This is a genomic window from Mesorhizobium sp. IMUNJ 23232, assembly GCF_044326205.1.
Taxonomy (GTDB): domain Bacteria; phylum Pseudomonadota; class Alphaproteobacteria; order Rhizobiales; family Rhizobiaceae; genus Kumtagia.
On the sequence record NZ_JBIRCY010000017.1, the window covers coordinates 19,933 to 36,029 of the forward strand.

The window sequence follows — 16,097 nt, forward strand, 5'->3', positions numbered from 1 at the left end:
ATAAGCCTATTTAGAACTATTCCAAAGAATGACGCACGGAGATGCGGCGATGTTCATCCAGACCGAGGCGACCCCCAATCCCGCCACGCTGAAATTCCTGCCCGGCCGCGAGGTCCTGGCGGAAGGCACCGCCGATTTCCGCGACGCCGCCGCTGCGCGTGAAGCCTCGCCGCTGGCGGGCCGCCTGTTCGACATCAATGGCGTCACCGGTGTGTTCTTCGGCTACGATTTCGTCACCGTCACCAAGGCCGACGGCCCCGACTGGCAGCATCTGAAACCGGCGATCCTCGGCGCCATCATGGAACAATTCATGTCCGGGCAGCCGGTGATGACCCGCGCCGCCCAGGCGCTCGGCGACGCCGCCGAGACCGGCGACGAGTTTTATGACAAGGCAGACGAGGAGATCGTCATCACCATCAAGGAACTGCTGGAGACGCGCGTGCGCCCGGCTGTGGCCCAGGACGGCGGCGACATCACTTTTCGCGGTTTCGAGAACGGCACCGTCTTCCTGAACATGAAGGGCGCCTGCTCGGGCTGTCCGTCCTCGACGGCGACGCTGAAGCACGGAATCCAGAACCTGCTCCGCCACTTCGTGCCGGAAGTCCAGCAGGTCGAGCAGGTATCCTGACCGTCGGCCGGACGGCCGTCTTCTCTTTCACCTATCCCTTGTCCCCTCCGCGGAAACGCGGAGGGGATTTTGATTTCTACCGCCCGGCGTGTGTCCGGATGATTTCGCGCGGCGGTGATGCGCATTGACCTCCAATAGGTCGGCTCCACGCCCCAAAGGTGTATCGCGCCAATCCGGAACCTGGTGAGGCCGGTGGTATGCGACCTGCATTCGCATGAAGCGGTAGTTGTTATATGGGTGCTCCATGTCCAAGCGAATCGCCGGTCCCGAGATCGAACGCCTGATCCAGCTTCTGGCAAAAGTGCCGGGGCTGGGGCCGCGCTCGGCCCGCCGCGCCGCGCTGCACATGATCAAGAAGAAGGAACAGTTGCTCGCGCCGCTGGCCGGCGCGATGAGCGAGGCGGCGGAGAAGGTGCGCATCTGCTCGACCTGCGGCAATGTCGACACCGTCGACCCCTGCATGATCTGCTCCGACCCGCGCCGCGACAGCACGACCATCGTCGTGGTCGAGGATGTCTCCGACCTCTGGGCGCTGGAACGGGCGGCGGCGCTCAATGCGCAATATCACGTGCTTGGCGGCACGCTGTCGCCGCTGGACGGCATCGGCCCGGACCAGCTCAACATCAAGGGGCTGGTTTCGCGCGTGGCGACCGGCGGGGTGACGGAGATCATCCTCGCCGTCAACGCGACCGTCGAGGGCCAGACCACGGCGCATTATCTCACCGACCAGCTTTCCGGCTTCGGCGTTAAGGTCACGCGGCTCGCGCATGGCGTGCCGGTCGGAGGCGAGCTCGATTATCTCGACGAGGGCACACTTGCGGCGGCCCTCAAATCGCGGACTGTGTTTTGACACGAATGGGCTGTAGGCGGCTCGGATGACCTATAGGGCGTCGATCTTTACAGCAATCGCGATGGTGTGGACCCTCGCTGCCGCCAGTCTTTCGATAACTTCTCTCGCCTCCGCCGCGAAAATCGACGACCAGTTCCGCACCTGGCTGGAAAACGACCTGTGGCCCGACGCCAAGGCGCAGGGCGTGTCAAAACAGACCTTCGACGCAGCCTTCAAAGGCATAAGACCCAACCTGAAACTCCCCGACCTCGTCATGCCCGGCGAGAAGGCGAAAACGCCGAAGAAGCAGCATCAGGCAGAATTCGGCTCGCCAGGAAATTATTTCGCCGAAAAGACCATCGGCGCGGTGACGTCCGGCGGACGCGCGCGGGCCGGCAAACATGCCAAGACGCTTGCCGCCGTGGAGAAGCGTTACGGCGTGCCGGGCGAGGTGGTGCTTGCCATCTGGGGCCGCGAATCCGGCTTCGGCGCGGCGAAGATGCCCTACGACGCGTTCGAGGTGCTCGGTACGAAAGCCTTCATGGCGACGCGAAAGGAGATGTTCCGCAAGGAGGTGCTGGCCGCGCTGGTCATCGTCCAGCGCGGGCTGGCCTCGCGCGGCGCCATGAAATCCTCCTGGGCCGGCGCGCTCGGCCAGCCGCAGTTTTTGCCGACCTCCTTCGTCGACCATGCGGTCGATTTCGACGGCGACGGAAGGGCCGACATCTGGAACTCGGTGCCGGACACGCTGGCGTCGATCGCCAATTACCTCGTCCACTATGGCTGGGCGAGGGGCCGCGACTGGGGTTTCGAGGTAACCGTACCGGAGCGCGTTTCCTGCGCGCTGGAAGGGCCGGATCAAGGCAAGAAGATCAGCGACTGGGTGAGCATGGGGATTGCGCGCGCCGGCGGAAGACCGTTTCCGGCCTCCGAGCTTCGTGCCGAGGGTTTTCTTGTGATGCCGGCAGGCCGCGGCGGTCCGGCCTTCATCGTCACGCCGAATTTCTATGTGCTCAAGGAATACAACGAGAGTGACCTCTACGCGCTGTTCATTGGCCATGGCGCCGACCGCATCGCCGGTGGAGACCGTACCTTCGCCGGCCGGTGGGGCAAGGTCGGGGGCCTCTACCGCTCGGACATTGCGGACTTGCAGAAGGCGCTGGAAGCCAAGGGCTATGACGTTGGCGGCGCCGACGGCCTGCCCGGCTTCAAGACGCGGCGTTCGATTGGCGACTGGCAGGCCAAGAGCGGCCGGGCTATTACCTGCTTTCCCGATACGGACCTGGTCGAGGCATTGCGTTGATCGACCGGCGCGCCTGGCGCATGCGCAAACTGCTGGACGGCGACCAGCCGGCGCCGCGCTGGCCCGCGGGCATCGACGTCCGCACGCTCAAAACACCCGCCGACGCAAAAGCCGTGCACGCGCTGCTGATCCGCGCCTATGAGGGCGACGAGGACATCTTTCCGTCCGCCGAGGATTGGTGGGCGCGGTTTTCCGGCGATCCCGAATTCGATGGCGACCTCTGCTTCCTGGCCTTCGATTCCAAAGACGGGCTGGCGGGCGTGGCTCTCTGCTGGACGAGCGCTTTCCTGAAGGACCTCGCGGTGCGCGCCGACATGCGAAGGCGCGGACTGGGCGAAGCACTGCTGCTTCACGTCTTCTCGATCTTCCGGGCGCGTGGCGCGACGCATATCGATCTCAAGGTCGAACTCGACAATGCCGAAGGCATGCGCCTCTACCAGCGCTGCGGCATGGTGCGCGTCCCGTGGGAGGGATGAGCGCCTCGGCGTCACGACCTCAAGCCGCTTTCGCCATCTCCCCGTGCACGCCGGCAAGAATCTCGAACGAGCGTTTTCGCGCAGCGTGGTCGAATATCTGCGCCGTCACCATCAGCTCGTCCGCGCCGGTGCGGCGGATGAAGGCCTCGAGGCCCCGGCGCACGGTCTCCGGCCCGCCGACAATGGCGCAGGACAGCGCCTGAGTGAGCATGGTCTTCGCCATCGCATCGAGCGTCTCGAAGTAACCCTCGACCGGCGGCGGCAGCTTGCCCGGCCTGCCGGAGCGCAGGTTCACGAAAGCCTGCTGCAGTGAGGAGAACAGAAGTTTTGCCTCGGCATCCGTCTCGGCGGCGACGACGTTGAGGCCAAGCATGAGGCGCGGGCTTGCCAGATGTTCCGACGGCTGGAACTGCGTCCGGTATATGTTGATCGCGCTCTCCATCTCGGCCGGCGCGAAATGCGAGGCGAAGGCGTAGGGCAGGCCGAGGATGGCGGCGAGCTGCGCGCCGTAGGTGCTGGAGCCCAGGATCCACACCTTCACGTCCTCGCCTTCTCCCGGCACGGCACGCACATGCTGCGTCGGCTGCGCCGGCCGGAAATAGCTCATCAGTTCGACCACGTCGTTTGGAAAGCCATCGACTCCGGCTTCCAGATTGCGACGCAGCGCGCGGGCCGTCGCCATGTCGGTCCCAGGGGCTCGGCCGAGGCCCAGATCGATGCGGCCCGGAAACAGCGCCGACAACGTGCCGAACTGCTCGGCGATGACCAGCGGCGAATGGTTTGGCAGCATGATGCCGCCGGCGCCGACGCGGATCGTTTTCGTCCCCGCCGCGACATGGCCGATGACCACCGCCGTGGCCGCGCTGGCGATGCCCGGCATGTTGTGATGCTCGGCCAGCCAATAGCGCTCGTAGCCCAGCGCCTCGGCGTGGCGGGCAAGGTCCAGCGTGTTGGCGAGCGATTGCGAAACGCCACTACCTTCCGGCACGGGCGACAGGTCGAGGACGGAAAGCTTGGTCATGACGGGAATCCGGTCTTGGGCTCCGGATATAGGCATGCGCGCGAGCTCGCGCAAAGGCTGTCCCGCTTTACCTGTCGGCCACGACCGGCGCCGCCGCTTCGTCCTCCGCCGCCTCGATCGTCTGCTGCGCGGCCAGAAAATTGCCGACATGGCGCAGGCTGTCGAAATGGTCGCAGAAGACCTTGATCACCACGAGGATCGGAACCGCGATCAGCGCGCCGACGAAACCCCAAAGCCAGGACCAGAACGCCACTGCGATGAAGATCGCCACCGCGTTGATCTCCAGCCTGCGGCCGACCACAAGCGGCGTGACCACCTGCCCTTCAATGACATTGCACAGCACGACGAAGGCCGGCGCGAGCAGCGCATAAGACAGGCTGTCGAAGGTGATGATCGAGATCGCCGCGACCAGCAGGATGGTGGTGGCCGCGCCGATATAGGGAAGGAAATTGAGCAGCATCGCCGCCACACCCCAGACCAGCGGCGTCGGCATGCCGATCGCCCACAGGCCGAGCCCGACCGCCAGCCCGAGCCCGGCATTGATCAGCGTGACGGTGAGCAGGTAACGGGAAATCTCGCGCTCGACGTCGTAGACGACGCGCAGCGCCCGCTTCTTCTCGCTCATGCGCGTGAAGGACTGAACGATCTTCTCGTAGAACAGCGTGCCGGAGGCCAACAGGAACAGCGACAGCACGAAGGTGATGGCGATCGTCGTGGTGCCCGACAAGAGATTGCCGGCCGCCTGCGAGACGATGCCGGGCTGCGCCACCACTACCTTTTGCAGGCCGGGCTCCTGCGTCGTCTCCGCCGCGCGGTCGACCTGGTTCAGGATTTCCAGCAGCCGCTCGAATGGGTGCCTGAGCTCGGTCAGCCTTTCGCTGAGTTTTCGGCCGATCGCCGGCCAGTCATTGGCGAGCGCAATCACCGGGCCGCTCATGAAATAGCCGATTGCCGCCACGGCAGCGACCGTCAGGAACACCAGCATGGTGGCGGAGACGAATTCCGGCACACCGTGGCGGCGCAGCAGGCGGACGATCGGCGTCAGCATCAGCGCCAGCATGAAGGCGAGGGTGACCGGCATGAAGAAATCGCGGGCGAAATACAGCGCATAGACCAGCGCGAACAGGAAGATGCCGATCAAAAGCGAGCGCATCAGCCGTGCATCCGAGGCCGCACGCGCCATGTCCGGCACATCGTTGCCGGAAGAGATCTGTTCTGACATCCGAGCCCCCAAAGGCACGCGCGCAAACGAGATGCGCGCTGTGCCCCGCAAAACGCGGCAGGAGCGTTTCAGGTTCCCGGTGCTTAGCCGGCGGCGCCTGCCAGCGCCGGGGTTGCGGCTGTCTCGCGGCGCACGAGCGGGGCGACTTTTGTGCCGTACAGTTCGATGGCCTTCATGAGCTTGTCGTGCGGCATCAATCCGATCGCCATCTGCAGAAGGAACCGGTCGTTGCCGAAGATCCTGTGCATGGCGACGATCTTCTCCGCGACGGCCTCCGGATCGCCGACGAACAGCGCGCCGTCCGGCCCGCGCGAGGCGTCGAATTGCGCACGATTGGTCGGCCCCCAACCGCGCTCGCGGCCGATGCGGTTCATCACCTCGGCTTGCGGGCCGTAGAAATCGTCGGCGGCCTGTTGCGTCGTTTCGCCGACGAAGCCATGGACGTTGATGCTGGTGGCCAGTGTCTTAGGATCGTGTCCGGCCTGCGTCGCGGCGCGGCGGTAGAGGCTGAACAGCGGCGCGAAGCGGGCAGGCTCGCCGCCGATGATGGCCAGCGCCAGCGGCAGGCCGAGCACGCCGGCGCGGGCGACCGAATTGGGCGTCCCGCCGACCGCAATCCAGATCGGCAGCTTCTCCTGGTATGGGCGCGGGTAGACGCCGCGGTCATTGATCGGCCCGCGCAGCCGGCCCGACCAGGTGACCTGCTCGCTGTCACGCAGCTTCAGCAGCAGGTCGAGCTTTTCGGTGAACAGCTCGTCGTAGTCGCCGAGGTCATAGCCGAACAGCGGGAAGGATTCGATGAAGGAGCCGCGGCCAGCCATGATCTCGGCGCGTCCGCCGGAAATCAGGTCGAGCGTGGAGAACTGCAGGAAGACGCGAACCGGATCGTCGGACGACAGCACGCTGACGGCGCTTGTCAGCCTTATGCGTTTGGTGCGTTCGGCGGCGGCGGCCAGCGCGACGGCCGGCGCGGAGGCGATGTAGTCGGGCCGGTGATGCTCGCCCAGCCCGAATACGTCGAGCCCGACCTGGTCGGCAAGCTCGATCTCCTCGATCAGATTGCGCATGCGCTGGTGCGGCGAGATTTTCCGCGTCGCCGAATTGGGATCGAGGTCGGCGAAGGTGTAGAGGCCGAGTTCCATGGGAGCGTCTTCCGGCTGAGAAAGGATTCGCCCTCACTTAGTCATCGACCGGCCCAGCCACCAGTCGCGACTTGCTGAACAGTCCTTCTCGCTACCGCGACGGCAGGGCGGGCCGTTTCATGGCTGCAACAGTGCGTATTTTCATGGGTGGCATACGCGATTGGCGCTTGATCTCGCCACAATCGTGCGTATGTAAGCGGCGCGTATCGACTGATCATATCGAAGGCGACACTTGGCACTCTACAGGGAAAAAGACATCTTCGAACGCCGCGGCGCGGCGAACGAGGCGAAAAGAGCATTGCTCGAACGGTTCAAAGCGCGGCCGGCGGAAAACGATCCGCAGGTGCTTGCGCGCAAGGCGGAGCGGCAGGCTATCCTTGACGCCCGCGAGAAGCGGGCGATCGAGAAGGAAAAATTGCGCAAGGAGCGCGAGGCGCTCGAGGCTGCCGAACGGGCTCGCCGCGAGGCCGCGGAGGCAGAGCAGCGCAGGATCGAGGAAGAGCGGCTCGCCGCAGAAGCCAAGATCCGCGAACAGCAGGAAATCGAGCGCGTCGCGCTTGAACTCGCCGAAGAGGCGGAGCGCAAGGCAAAGCGTGACGCACGCTACGCAGCGCGCAAGCAGCGGAAGCGCGGCGGCCGCACCAGCTAAGCCTTTCGAGGCTCCCGGAAATTTCAAGGGCCGGGGCGCAATCGCGCCCCGGTTCTTTTGGCTTATCCGGTGATAGGCGCCGACAACGTTATGTGGCAGGTGGCCTCGTCACGATTTCGGCCGTGCATAGCGGACTTTCCAACCCTGCCCGCTGCCGAAAACTAGGCTACCAGCTTCAGCCCGACGATGCCGGCGACAATCAAGCCTATGCAGGCAAGCCGCATGGCGGTCGCGGGCTCACCCAGCAGCCAGATGCCGAGCATCGCGGTGCCGACCGTGCCGATGCCTGTCCACACCGCATAGGCGGTGCCGACCGGCAGCGTCTTCAGCGCAAGGCCGAGCAGTCCGAGGCTGACGATCATGCTCGCCACCGTCAGCAACGACGGCGTGAGGCGTGTAAATCCGTCGGTATATTTGAGGCCGATGGCCCAGCCGATCTCGAACAGGCCGGCGAAGAACAGCAGAATCCATGCCATGGGAAAACTCCTTATGGCGGGCCGTCCCGACCGAATTCTTCTGGAAATGCAGGGCCGTCCCTGCGCCCGACCCATATAGGACCTGGCGATACGGCGAACAATGCTGGCAACGCATGGCTGATCGGCACGAGCGGCAAGGCAGGTGCCATGGCGCGACGCTCGCCACCCGCGCCATCCGCGACTTCGACGGGCTTGACCTCAAGCTCGTAAACCCGTTTGAAGCACTGGCCTGACGGATCGTTGCCGCGACCGGGGCGCAGGAAGCATCTGGCGATCGGTCTTCCGAGGCAGCCGGCAACGCGGGAACCGCATGACTCTGCGCATCATCTTCATGGGTACGCCGGATTTTTCGGTGCCGACGCTGAAGGCGCTGGCCGAGGCCGGCCATGAAATCCTGGCCGTCTACACCCAGCCGCCGCGGCCGGCCGGCCGGCGCGGGCTGGAGCTGAAGCCATCGGCGGTGCAGCGCGAGGCGGAACGCCTGGGTATCGCGGTCCGCTGCCCGGCCTCGCTGAAGACGCTGGCCGAACAGGAGGCCTTTGCGTCGCTCCGCGCCGACGTCGCCGTGGTCGTCGCTTATGGTTTGCTGTTGCCGCGCGCCATCCTGGAGGCGCCGAGGCTGGGCTGCTTCAACGGTCATGCTTCGCTGCTGCCGCGCTGGCGGGGCGCCGCGCCGATCCACCGCGCCATCATGGCCGGCGACGAAGCGACCGGCGTGATGGTGATGAAGATGGAGGAAGGGCTGGATACCGGCCCGGTGGCCGCCTCGACGCGCATACCGATCGGCCCCGACATGACCACCGGCGAGTTGCATGACCGGCTGAGCGAACGCGGCGCCGTGATGATGGTCGAGGCGATGGCCGAACTGGAGCGCGGCTGGCTGGTGCTGACGCCGCAGTCGGAGACGGGTGTCACCTATGCGAAAAAGATCGACAAGGCCGAGACGCGCATCGACTGGTCGCTGCCGGCGGAAGACGTGCACAACCGCATACGCGGGCTGTCGCCCTTCCCCGGCGCATGGTGCGAATTCGCGGCCGGCGCAAAGACGGAACGGCTGAAGCTGCTGCGCTCGAAAGTTTCCGATGGCGAGGGCGCGCCGGGAACGCTCCTCGACGACCAGCTGACCATCGCTTGCGGCAGCCAGGCGGTGCGTCTCGTCGAAGTCCAGCGCGCTGGCGGGCGTGCCGTCGAAGCGCAGGAATTCCTGCGTGGGGCAAAACTGACGGCCGGAGACAAAATGTCATGAGCGGCGTGGCCATCAGGACGGCGCAAGCCGCCGACCGAAGCGCCATCCAGGTCCTCGTCGAGCGCGCCTTCCGCCAGCCGCTCGAAGCCGATCTCGTCGACCGACTCGCCGCGGACGGCGATATTGTCCTGGAACTGGTTGCGGAAAAGGATGGCGACGTTGTCGGTCATGTCCTGTTCTCGCGATTGATGGTCGAAGGCGATGGCGCGTCCTTCGCGGCTGTGGCGCTGGCGCCGCTCGGCGTCGATCCCGACGCGCAGCGCACCGGCATCGGCGTGGCGCTGGTCGAGGAGGCCCTCCGCCGACTCCAGGCCGGCGGCGAAAAGCTTTCCGTCGTGCTCGGCGACCCAGCCTACTACAGTCGGTTCGGCTACCGGCGTGGCCCGGCGGAGGGATTTTCCAGCGACTACCAATGCTATGCGCTGCAGGCGCTGGCTTGGGGAGAGGCGCCGACGACCGGCCGGCTGGTCTATGCCGCGGCCTTCGCGGATCTCTGAGCCATGCCGCGCTACCGGCTCGACATCGAATATGACGGGACGCCTTATGCCGGCTGGCAGCGGCAGGACGGGCCGCGCTCCGTGCAGGCGGCGATCGAGCAGGCGATCCGGAAATTCTGCGGCGACACTGTCAGCCTCCGTGCCGCCGGGCGCACCGACGCCGGCGTGCATGCCACGGCCCAGGTCGCCCATGCCGACCTGACCAGGGACTGGCCGGCCGATACGGTGCGTGACGCGATCAACGCGCATCTGCATATGGCCGGCGACGCGGTGGTCATTCTCGCGGCCTCTGTCGTGGAACTCGACTTCGACGCCCGCTTTTCCGCGACCGGCCGGCGCTATCTCTACCGTATCCTCAATCGCCGCGCCCCGGCTGCGCTTGAAAAAGGCCGTGCCTGGTGGGTGCCGAAACCGCTCGACGAGCGCGCAATGCACGATGCCGCGCAAAGGCTGGTCGGACGGCACGACTTCACCACCTTCCGCTCCGCGCAATGCCAGGCGGACAGCCCCGTGCGAACGCTGGACCGGCTCGAGGTCAGCCGCGACGGCGACATCATAGAGGTGCGGGCAGAGGCGCGCTCGTTCCTACACAACCAGGTCCGTTCGATGGTCGGTTCGCTGAAGCGCGTCGGCGAAGGCGGCTGGAGCGCCCACGACCTCGCCGCCGCGCTCGCCGCCCGCGACCGCGCCGCTTGCGGCCAGGTGGCGCCGCCGGACGGGCTTTATCTGGTTGGCGTGGAATACGGGACCGAAAGCCCCAACATTCCCTGAAGCGTGAAAAGCACGACCAGCGAAGCGACGAACATGGCGGCGAAGACGGCGGTGCCGATTGCCGCCCCCTTGCCGACGGCAGCATTGGTCAGCCGCCAGCCGAGCACCAGCGAGGCCGTGTAGAGCAACAAGGAGAATAATATCGCCGCATCATTCGCTGAAGGCGCAATGAGCTTGAGGATCGCGACCGGCAGCATGAGCCAGACGAGCACGACCGAGCCCCAATTGGAGGCGACGACATAGGCGACAAAACGATCGCCGAGACCGGCCGGCCTGGCGGCCAATGCAAATGCAATGAGCGGCAAGAGCCAGGTTCCCAGATCGACCACCGCCAGCCTGACGACCACGCCGAAACGCGAGATCGTGCCGATGTCGCCTGCCAGTTGATCGGCGACGGAGACCCAGCCAAGGGCCATCGCCGGCAGGGCGACCACGATGGAGAAAAAGGAATTCCAGAACCCGTCAACGCTGAGATCGAGCAGGCGCAGCCCGTCCGCCTTGCCCAGCAGCAGGCGCCAGGCTCCGGTCAGGCTGCGTTGAATTTCCTCGGCCGGAAGCATTTTTTCATCCGAACCAGTCTTGCAGGAAGCGCTGGTAGATCCGCGTCAACGTCTCCAGGTCGGCCAACGCCACACGCTCGTCGACCATGTGCATGGTCTTGCCGACCAGGCCGAACTCCACCACCGGGCAGAAATCCTTGATAAAGCGTGCATCCGAGGTGCCGCCGGAGGTCGACAGCGCCGGCGTCCGGCCGGTCACCGCGCCAATCGACGCCGACAGCGTGCCCACGAGCTTGTCGTCGCGTGTGAGGAAGACGTGGCTCGGCCGGTCGCGCCAGACAAGCTCGAAATCGATACGCTCCTTGCGGCCGGCCCGGTACTTTTTCCGCCCGGCGGCATTGTCAAGGCGGTTGTGGATCTCGGCCTGCACCGTTTCAGCGGTCCACGTATCGTTGAAGCGTATGTTGAAGACCGCCGTCGCCTTTGCCGGAATGACGTTGGACGCCGGGTTGCCGACATCGATGGTGGTGATCTCCAGATTGGTCGGCTGGAAATCCTTCGTGCCCTTGTCGAAGACCGGAACCAGCAGGGCGTCGACCAGCGACATCAGCCCGCGCACCGGATTGTCGGCCAGATGTGGATAGGCGACGTGCCCCTGCCTGCCGTTGACGGTAATGACGCCGGAAATCGAGCCGCGCCGGCCTATCTTGATCATGTCGCCCAGCGCATCCGGATTGGTCGGCTCGCCGACGATCGCCGCGTCCCAGGTCTCGCCACGCCCCGCCGCCCAGTCGAGCAGTTTTGTCGTGCCGTTGATCGACGGCCCTTCTTCGTCGCCGGTGATCAGCAGCGAAACCGAACCGCGCGGTGCGCGGCCTTCGGCAATCTCGCGCGCCACGGCCGCGACGAAACAGGCGATGCCGCCCTTCATGTCGACCGCGCCGCGTCCATACATCTCGCCACCGCGCACTTCCGCGCCGAAGGGCGGCAGCGTCCAGGCCGCTTCATCGCCGACCGGCACCACGTCGGTATGGCCCGCGAACATCAGATGCGGCCCGTTGCCCGACCGCCTTGCATAGAGGTTCTCGACATCCGGCGTACCGTCTTCCGAGAAGGTCGGCCGGTCGGTCGAAAAACCCAACGGCGCGAGCATTTCGGCCAGCGCCGACAGTGCTCCACCCTCGGCCGGCGTCACGGACGGGCAGCGGATCAGCGTCGCAAGGTTTTCGGCGGGGTCGGTCGGCAGTGTCATGCGGAACAAATCATCGTATTGTCGGGCGGCAAAGTCAGTGCGGCTTCGCTATGCGCAAGTCAACGAAAAGCAAGGACATTTTACGGCGAGGCCCGATCGATGGCCGGCACTGGACCTGCCGAGGCTCCATCCCCTCGCCGTTCTGCCCGCACGAAAACAGGCGGCGCGCCGGTGTTACTTGCCGTATGGCGTTGATCACGGCCTCGGCTCTTGCCGTTAAACCAACCGGAAACCATAAATACGCAAGGCGCGGCCGGCATCCGGCAGTTCAATCATTCGGCAAGCGACAAGCGCTAGCGTTCGGTGCACCTTCGGAGAAAGAGTGGACGCCATGCTGGACAAGGTTGAAAGACCATCTGTCGGCACGCCTTTGTTGACCATGGACGAAGCGCGCCTCCGCGAGCCCGGCGACGGCGCGCTGGCGATGTTGCGCGGCTGGGTCGAATCCTACCTGATGCGCGGCCATGCCGATCTTGGACGCACCGGCGCCGTCTGCCCCTTCACCAAGCAGGCCGCGAAACTCGACCTCGTGCGCCTGGCCATCTGCGAAGCAGGCCCTGACGGCGAGGAAGAGGCCTTCACCATCATCCGCAAGGGGTTCGCCGATCTCGAAGCCATTCCCTGCAAGCCATCCATGCGCCATTTCCGCACCGTGATCGTCGGCTTTCCCAATTGCGGATCGCCGGAAGGCATCGACATGCTGCAACGCGTGCAGCGCCGGCACAAATTCTATTCGCTCGCCCGCTTCCGCATGATCGGCTTCATGCATGCGACGAACGATGCGCCAGGCCTGTGGAACCCAACATTCCGGCCGTTGCGCGCGCCGCTGCCGGTGCTCGCCATCCGCCACCTGGTCGAACAGGACGCGCCTTTCGCCGCAAGGCACAAGCTGCTGCTCGTCCCGTATCTGCTGCGCTTCCCGATCGCCGGGCCGAAGCGTCTCATCGCTTTTATGCGCGGCGGCGGGTGAATACGCTTGGCATACTGGCGGCTGGAGCAGCAGCGAGTGGCGATGCGCGCCCAACCGGGCGCGCCATGAGCTTTGCGCATGGCATCGAGATCGTAGCGACACGCGAAGCCTTCGAGGCGCTGCGTCCCGAATGGGATGCCCTCTTCGATCGCGCGGCGCTGCCGCAGCAACTGTTCCAGAGCCATTCCTTCCTCAGCCATTGGGTGCGGCATTACCTCGACCGCTCGATGACGCTCCACATCATCGCCGGCAGGCAGGACGGCCGGCTGATCATGGTGTGGCCGCTGGTCAAGCGGCGGCGGGCCGGGCTCACCATCCTGCAATTCATGGGCAGCCCGGTGGCGCAGTTCGGCGACATTCTGCTCGATCCCGAAAGCGACGCCGATGGGCTGGCTGGCGCCGGATGGACAGCCGTCGGGGGTTCCGGGGCCGATCTGTTCTTCGCGCAGAAGGTGCGCGAGGATTCCACCTTCTTCCGCCTGTCAGGCAGACATCAGCCGGCGATCGTCGAAAGCCAGCGGGCGCCGTTCGCCGACCTCGCCGTCAGGGTCTGCGCCGACGGGCCCGGCAGCGCCTATTCGCCGCGCGACCGCTCGGCCTATCGCCGCCGGCTTAAGCGTCTTGCCGAGCACGGGGAACTCGCCTTCGGCGCCGCGATGCCGGGGCAAGAGGCGGCGGCGATGGCACGCCAGGCGATTGCCTTCAAGCTGGATCAGTTGAAGCGCCATGCGGTCCTGTCGCCGACGCTGTCCGATCCGCGGTTTTCCACCTTCTTCGCCGACTGCGCCGTCGATCCGGCCTCGTCGCTGCGCATCTCGACTCTCAAGCGCGCCGGACGGCCGATCGGCATCGACCTGTCCTTCGACTGCAAGGGCAAGAGTTTCGGCCATGTGATCGCCAGCGACCCGGATTGCGAGCACGAAGGCGTCGGCGGGCTCTTGATCCATCATGTCTTCGCCGCCGCGAGGCAGCGCGGCGCCAGCATCTTCGACATGATGGCGCCCGCCGATCCCTACAAGCTGCGCCATGCCGACGGCCAGACCGGAATCCAGGACCAGGCCTTCGCCTTCACGTTGTGCGGCCGGATCTATCACGAGGCCGTGCTGAAACATGCGCGGCCCTGGGCGAAAGCGCTCGTGAAGAAACTGCCCGCCGGGCTGGTGCGGCAGTTTGCCGGTACGGCCCGCTAGTCGCATGCCGCCAGCTCGCATAAACCATGCCTTGTCCTGGTATCAATGGCGATCGGGCTTGGCTTGTGCGCTCCCATCGCGCTAGATGAACCCGCAATGCCCAAAGTGGGCGCCGCGCTCGTAGCTCAACCGGATAGAGCACCGGACTTCGAATCCGTAGGTTGCAGGTTCAAATCCTGCCGAGCGCGCCAACCCCCTCGCGACCGACGCAGCCACGGATACAGCATGGACTGCCCTCTCAGTCGTAGTCCACCTTCGGATACCATTTCGGGTCACGGCCGGCGGGCGTGGTGTCCAGCACGTTCCACAGCACGGTCATGTCCGGGGCGCCGCGCGGATCCTGGTCGGGATCGGCGGTGTCGCCCAGCTCTTCGCTCCAGAAATGCCTTATCCTGCCGTCGCGCCTGGTGAAGACCTGATAGCCCGGAATGTCGCCCTTCTCGGTCCAGCTATGATAGTCGCGGCCGAACTCTTCGGTCGTGTCGCGATAGATCGGCAGATTCTTCCAGCCGCGTTCCTGCTTGAACGCGGTGAGCCTGTCGATCGGCGCGCGCGCCACCACGGCCAGAGCCACGCGCTGCCTGATGTCGGCGGCGTTGGCGGCGAGATTGCCGAGGAAGGCCGTGCACATCGGACATGGACGTTCCCGTTCGGGCCCGAACATGAAGTTGTAGACGACCAGCGTGTCGTGGCTGCCGAACAGGTCGGCGAAATGCACGGGTCCGCCCTCACCCTCGAACCCATAATCCTTCAGGACTTCGCCGCCCGCCGGCAGGGCGCGCCGCATCTCCGCGACGCGCTCGATATGGCGCCGAAGTTCAATCTCCTCGGCCAGCAGCCTGGTGCGCGCCTGCCGGTACTCCGCGCTTTCGTTGGGCACGCGGTAGCCGCTTGCTTCGGCGAGTTCTTTCGCAGGTTTCAGTTCATACATCGGAATCCTCCGTCGCTTGCATTCATCAAGGACGTGTCAGGAACCGCAAAACCGACAATTCGTTGCGGACGATTTTCTCGAGCCTGCGAGGTGCTGGCAAACCGGCGTTATGACTTTTCCCACGACAGCATATCCCTCGGCAAACGCCCGGAAGGATCGTGAACCGTGACACGCCAGGGCAGGTCGCGTCCCCATTTCCACAGCACGAGATTGCGCATGTCGGGCCGCGTGCCGCGTGCAAAGGAGGGCACGACGATGCCGGCCGCGCCTCCGGCGATCAGGTCCTGCGACACTTTCCACGAGGTGGGCTTTCGCCGTTCGGCGGCATCGAATGCCCATGCGCAAGCCATATCATCAAGTGAAACGCCCGCGGCGCTCCGGCCCTCGTCGGTCGTCAGGTCGACGATATTCTCGCAGTCGACCTCGTAGAGGCAGATCGTCAGCGGCTCGAGCTTCGCCGCGAAACCCTGCGACGCCTCGATCACCGCGCCTTCGATCGTCAGCCCGAGATAAAGCGCCGGAATACCCCTCGGATTGAAGCGGCCGCCGTGGACTTTTGCGCCATCGCCGGAAAGCGGGGCAAATGACCATTTCGGATTGTGAGCGCGATAACAGTCGCCGGCAAACCTCAAGCAAAACCGCCCATCGCGAGGTGGTCGAGATAGTCGCGCACCGCGGTGGCCTTGCCGTCCTTGACCAGGCTTTCCGCCGTGCGCCCGCCGAAGGCTGGGATCGGCTCAGCGCGATACCACGCCATAGCCTGCTTCTCGCCGCCGGCCCAGCCGGTGATACGCGCGATGATTTCCAGCATCTCCGTTATCCTCGCCTGGGTTTTTGCCGCCGTCAGGCGGCTGGTGCGGCGCAGTGTTTCGGGCGCCAGTCCGACCGTCTCGGCGAACTGGCCCTTCGACATGCCGAAGCGCTCCACGACCTGGTCGATCTCGACCGCCCCGTCCTCGGCGAACATGCCCGCAGTATGGCCGAAACCCATCTC

19 protein-coding genes, 1 tRNA gene and 1 pseudogene are annotated in these 16,097 nt (G+C 65.4%); 12 read left to right on the forward strand and 9 right to left on the reverse strand.

All coding sequences use genetic code 11. The features are described from left to right. Positions 1-49: 49 nt before the first annotated feature. The 4 genes from ACH196_RS14625 (at position 50) to ACH196_RS14640 (ending at position 3,236) form a co-directional block, all read left to right on the forward strand. Entirely contained in the window at positions 50-628 is a 579-nt protein-coding gene (locus ACH196_RS14625; protein WP_396647638.1) for a NifU family protein, read from the forward strand. Positions 629-872: 244 nt separating this feature from the next. Further along, positions 873-1,478 (forward strand): recombination mediator RecR, encoded by a 606-nt coding sequence (gene recR, locus ACH196_RS14630; protein WP_396647639.1) that lies wholly within the window; start codon positions 873-875, stop codon positions 1,476-1,478. Positions 1,479-1,539: 61 nt separating this feature from the next. Next, on the forward strand, positions 1,540-2,760 hold the full coding sequence (locus ACH196_RS14635) for a lytic murein transglycosylase (RefSeq protein ID WP_396647734.1): 1,221 nt from the start codon (positions 1,540-1,542) through the stop codon (positions 2,758-2,760). After that, a complete protein-coding gene (locus ACH196_RS14640) occupies positions 2,757-3,236 on the forward strand; it encodes a GNAT family N-acetyltransferase (protein WP_396647640.1) in 480 nt (159 codons plus the stop codon). Before ACH196_RS14635 ends, ACH196_RS14640 begins: the two co-directional genes overlap by 4 nt. Before the next feature lie 19 nt (positions 3,237-3,255). Here the strand turns inward: ACH196_RS14640 and ACH196_RS14645 are convergent, their stop codons facing one another. From ACH196_RS14645 to ACH196_RS14655, 3 genes are all read right to left on the reverse strand, one after another. Further along, entirely contained in the window at positions 3,256-4,257 is a 1,002-nt protein-coding gene (locus ACH196_RS14645) for an LLM class flavin-dependent oxidoreductase (protein WP_396647641.1), read from the reverse strand. Between the two features lie 67 nt (positions 4,258-4,324). Continuing rightward, positions 4,325-5,479 (reverse strand): AI-2E family transporter, encoded by a 1,155-nt coding sequence (locus ACH196_RS14650; protein ID WP_396647642.1) that lies wholly within the window; start codon positions 5,477-5,479, stop codon positions 4,325-4,327. 83 nt (positions 5,480-5,562) lie between these two features. Further along, positions 5,563-6,621 carry an LLM class flavin-dependent oxidoreductase gene (locus ACH196_RS14655; protein ID WP_396647643.1) on the reverse strand — a complete coding sequence of 353 codons (1,059 nt, stop codon included), beginning with the start codon at positions 6,619-6,621 and terminating at the stop codon, positions 5,563-5,565. 232 nt (positions 6,622-6,853) lie between these two features. Here ACH196_RS14655 and ACH196_RS14660 point away from each other — a divergent pair, with 232 nt between their 5' ends. Further along, positions 6,854-7,270 (forward strand): DUF6481 family protein, encoded by a 417-nt coding sequence (locus tag ACH196_RS14660; RefSeq protein WP_396647644.1) that lies wholly within the window; start codon positions 6,854-6,856, stop codon positions 7,268-7,270. 161 nt (positions 7,271-7,431) lie between these two features. Here ACH196_RS14660 and sugE read toward each other — a convergent pair whose 3' ends face one another. Next, a complete protein-coding gene (sugE, locus tag ACH196_RS14665; protein WP_396647645.1) occupies positions 7,432-7,746 on the reverse strand; it encodes a quaternary ammonium compound efflux SMR transporter SugE in 315 nt (104 codons plus the stop codon). Between the two features lie 146 nt (positions 7,747-7,892). Between sugE and ACH196_RS14670 the strand changes: the two are divergent. The 4 genes and pseudogenes from ACH196_RS14670 to truA form a co-directional block, all read left to right on the forward strand. Continuing rightward, positions 7,893-7,979: pseudogene (locus tag ACH196_RS14670) on the forward strand (type II toxin-antitoxin system VapC family toxin); the annotation flags it as partial. Between the two features lie 77 nt (positions 7,980-8,056). After that, positions 8,057-8,992 (forward strand): methionyl-tRNA formyltransferase, encoded by a 936-nt coding sequence (fmt, locus tag ACH196_RS14675; RefSeq protein WP_396647646.1) that lies wholly within the window; start codon positions 8,057-8,059, stop codon positions 8,990-8,992. Continuing rightward, positions 8,989-9,489: a GNAT family N-acetyltransferase gene (locus ACH196_RS14680; RefSeq protein WP_396647647.1), complete on the forward strand. Its 501-nt coding sequence runs from the start codon at positions 8,989-8,991 to the stop codon at positions 9,487-9,489. The genes fmt and ACH196_RS14680 overlap by 4 nt, the downstream gene beginning before the upstream one ends. A 3-nt stretch (positions 9,490-9,492) precedes the next feature. Beyond that, positions 9,493-10,260, forward strand: a complete 768-nt coding sequence (gene truA, locus ACH196_RS14685; protein WP_396647648.1) for a tRNA pseudouridine(38-40) synthase TruA — start codon at positions 9,493-9,495, stop codon at positions 10,258-10,260. On the opposite strand, the gene ACH196_RS14690 is transcribed toward truA, so the two are convergent. Beyond that, positions 10,212-10,820, reverse strand: coding sequence for a transporter (locus ACH196_RS14690; RefSeq protein WP_396647649.1), 609 nt, complete (start codon positions 10,818-10,820; stop codon positions 10,212-10,214). The genes truA and ACH196_RS14690 overlap by 49 nt on opposite strands. 4 nt (positions 10,821-10,824) lie before the next feature. Further along, a complete protein-coding gene (gene dapE / locus ACH196_RS14695) occupies positions 10,825-12,012 on the reverse strand; it encodes a succinyl-diaminopimelate desuccinylase (protein ID WP_396647650.1) in 1,188 nt (395 codons plus the stop codon). A gap of 331 nt (positions 12,013-12,343) precedes the next feature. Here dapE and ACH196_RS14700 point away from each other — a divergent pair, with 331 nt between their 5' ends. The 3 genes from ACH196_RS14700 to ACH196_RS14710 all read left to right on the forward strand — a co-directional run bounded on the left by ACH196_RS14700 (position 12,344) and on the right by ACH196_RS14710 (position 14,363). Further along, on the forward strand, positions 12,344-12,982 hold the full coding sequence (locus ACH196_RS14700; protein WP_396647735.1) for a DUF6875 domain-containing protein: 639 nt from the start codon (positions 12,344-12,346) through the stop codon (positions 12,980-12,982). A gap of 65 nt (positions 12,983-13,047) precedes the next feature. Then, positions 13,048-14,172, forward strand: coding sequence for a GNAT family N-acetyltransferase (locus ACH196_RS14705; RefSeq protein WP_396647651.1), 1,125 nt, complete (start codon positions 13,048-13,050; stop codon positions 14,170-14,172). A gap of 114 nt (positions 14,173-14,286) precedes the next feature. Continuing rightward, a tRNA-Arg gene (locus ACH196_RS14710) sits at positions 14,287-14,363 on the forward strand. A 47-nt stretch (positions 14,364-14,410) separates the two neighbouring features. Here ACH196_RS14710 and ACH196_RS14715 read toward each other — a convergent pair. The 3 genes from ACH196_RS14715 to ACH196_RS14725 form a co-directional block, all read right to left on the reverse strand. Then, positions 14,411-15,103: a DUF899 family protein gene (locus ACH196_RS14715; protein WP_396647652.1), complete on the reverse strand. Its 693-nt coding sequence runs from the start codon at positions 15,101-15,103 to the stop codon at positions 14,411-14,413. 107 nt (positions 15,104-15,210) lie between these two features. After that, positions 15,211-15,735 carry an RES family NAD+ phosphorylase gene (locus ACH196_RS14720; protein WP_396647653.1) on the reverse strand — a complete coding sequence of 175 codons (525 nt, stop codon included), beginning with the start codon at positions 15,733-15,735 and terminating at the stop codon, positions 15,211-15,213. After that, positions 15,732-16,094 carry an MbcA/ParS/Xre antitoxin family protein gene (locus tag ACH196_RS14725; protein ID WP_396647736.1) on the reverse strand — a complete coding sequence of 121 codons (363 nt, stop codon included), beginning with the start codon at positions 16,092-16,094 and terminating at the stop codon, positions 15,732-15,734. The genes ACH196_RS14720 and ACH196_RS14725 overlap by 4 nt, the downstream gene beginning before the upstream one ends. Between the last annotated feature and the right edge of the window lie 3 nt (positions 16,095-16,097).

Excerpts from the sequence above, each read along its gene's own strand:
- ACH196_RS14625 (WP_396647638.1), top strand. The coding sequence starts at position 50 with ATGTTCATCCAGACCGAGGCGACCCCCAATCCCGCCACGCTGAAATTC.
- recR (WP_396647639.1), top strand. The coding sequence starts at position 873 with ATGTCCAAGCGAATCGCCGGTCCCGAGATCGAACGCCTGATCCAGCTT.
- ACH196_RS14635 (WP_396647734.1), top strand. The coding sequence starts at position 1,540 with ATGGTGTGGACCCTCGCTGCCGCCAGTCTTTCGATAACTTCTCTCGCC.
- ACH196_RS14645 (WP_396647641.1), bottom strand. The coding sequence starts at position 4,257 with ATGACCAAGCTTTCCGTCCTCGACCTGTCGCCCGTGCCGGAAGGTAGT.
- ACH196_RS14650 (WP_396647642.1), bottom strand. The coding sequence starts at position 5,479 with ATGTCAGAACAGATCTCTTCCGGCAACGATGTGCCGGACATGGCGCGT.
- ACH196_RS14655 (WP_396647643.1), bottom strand. The coding sequence starts at position 6,621 with ATGGAACTCGGCCTCTACACCTTCGCCGACCTCGATCCCAATTCGGCG.
- sugE (WP_396647645.1), bottom strand. The coding sequence starts at position 7,746 with ATGGCATGGATTCTGCTGTTCTTCGCCGGCCTGTTCGAGATCGGCTGG.
- fmt (WP_396647646.1), top strand. The coding sequence starts at position 8,057 with ATGACTCTGCGCATCATCTTCATGGGTACGCCGGATTTTTCGGTGCCG.
- ACH196_RS14680 (WP_396647647.1), top strand. The coding sequence starts at position 8,989 with ATGAGCGGCGTGGCCATCAGGACGGCGCAAGCCGCCGACCGAAGCGCC.
- truA (WP_396647648.1), top strand. The coding sequence starts at position 9,493 with ATGCCGCGCTACCGGCTCGACATCGAATATGACGGGACGCCTTATGCC.
- ACH196_RS14690 (WP_396647649.1), bottom strand. The coding sequence starts at position 10,820 with ATGCTTCCGGCCGAGGAAATTCAACGCAGCCTGACCGGAGCCTGGCGC.
- dapE (WP_396647650.1), bottom strand. The coding sequence starts at position 12,012 with ATGACACTGCCGACCGACCCCGCCGAAAACCTTGCGACGCTGATCCGC.
- ACH196_RS14700 (WP_396647735.1), top strand. The coding sequence starts at position 12,344 with ATGCTGGACAAGGTTGAAAGACCATCTGTCGGCACGCCTTTGTTGACC.
- ACH196_RS14705 (WP_396647651.1), top strand. The coding sequence starts at position 13,048 with ATGAGCTTTGCGCATGGCATCGAGATCGTAGCGACACGCGAAGCCTTC.
- ACH196_RS14715 (WP_396647652.1), bottom strand. The coding sequence starts at position 15,103 with ATGTATGAACTGAAACCTGCGAAAGAACTCGCCGAAGCAAGCGGCTAC.
- ACH196_RS14725 (WP_396647736.1), bottom strand. The coding sequence starts at position 16,094 with ATGGGTTTCGGCCATACTGCGGGCATGTTCGCCGAGGACGGGGCGGTC.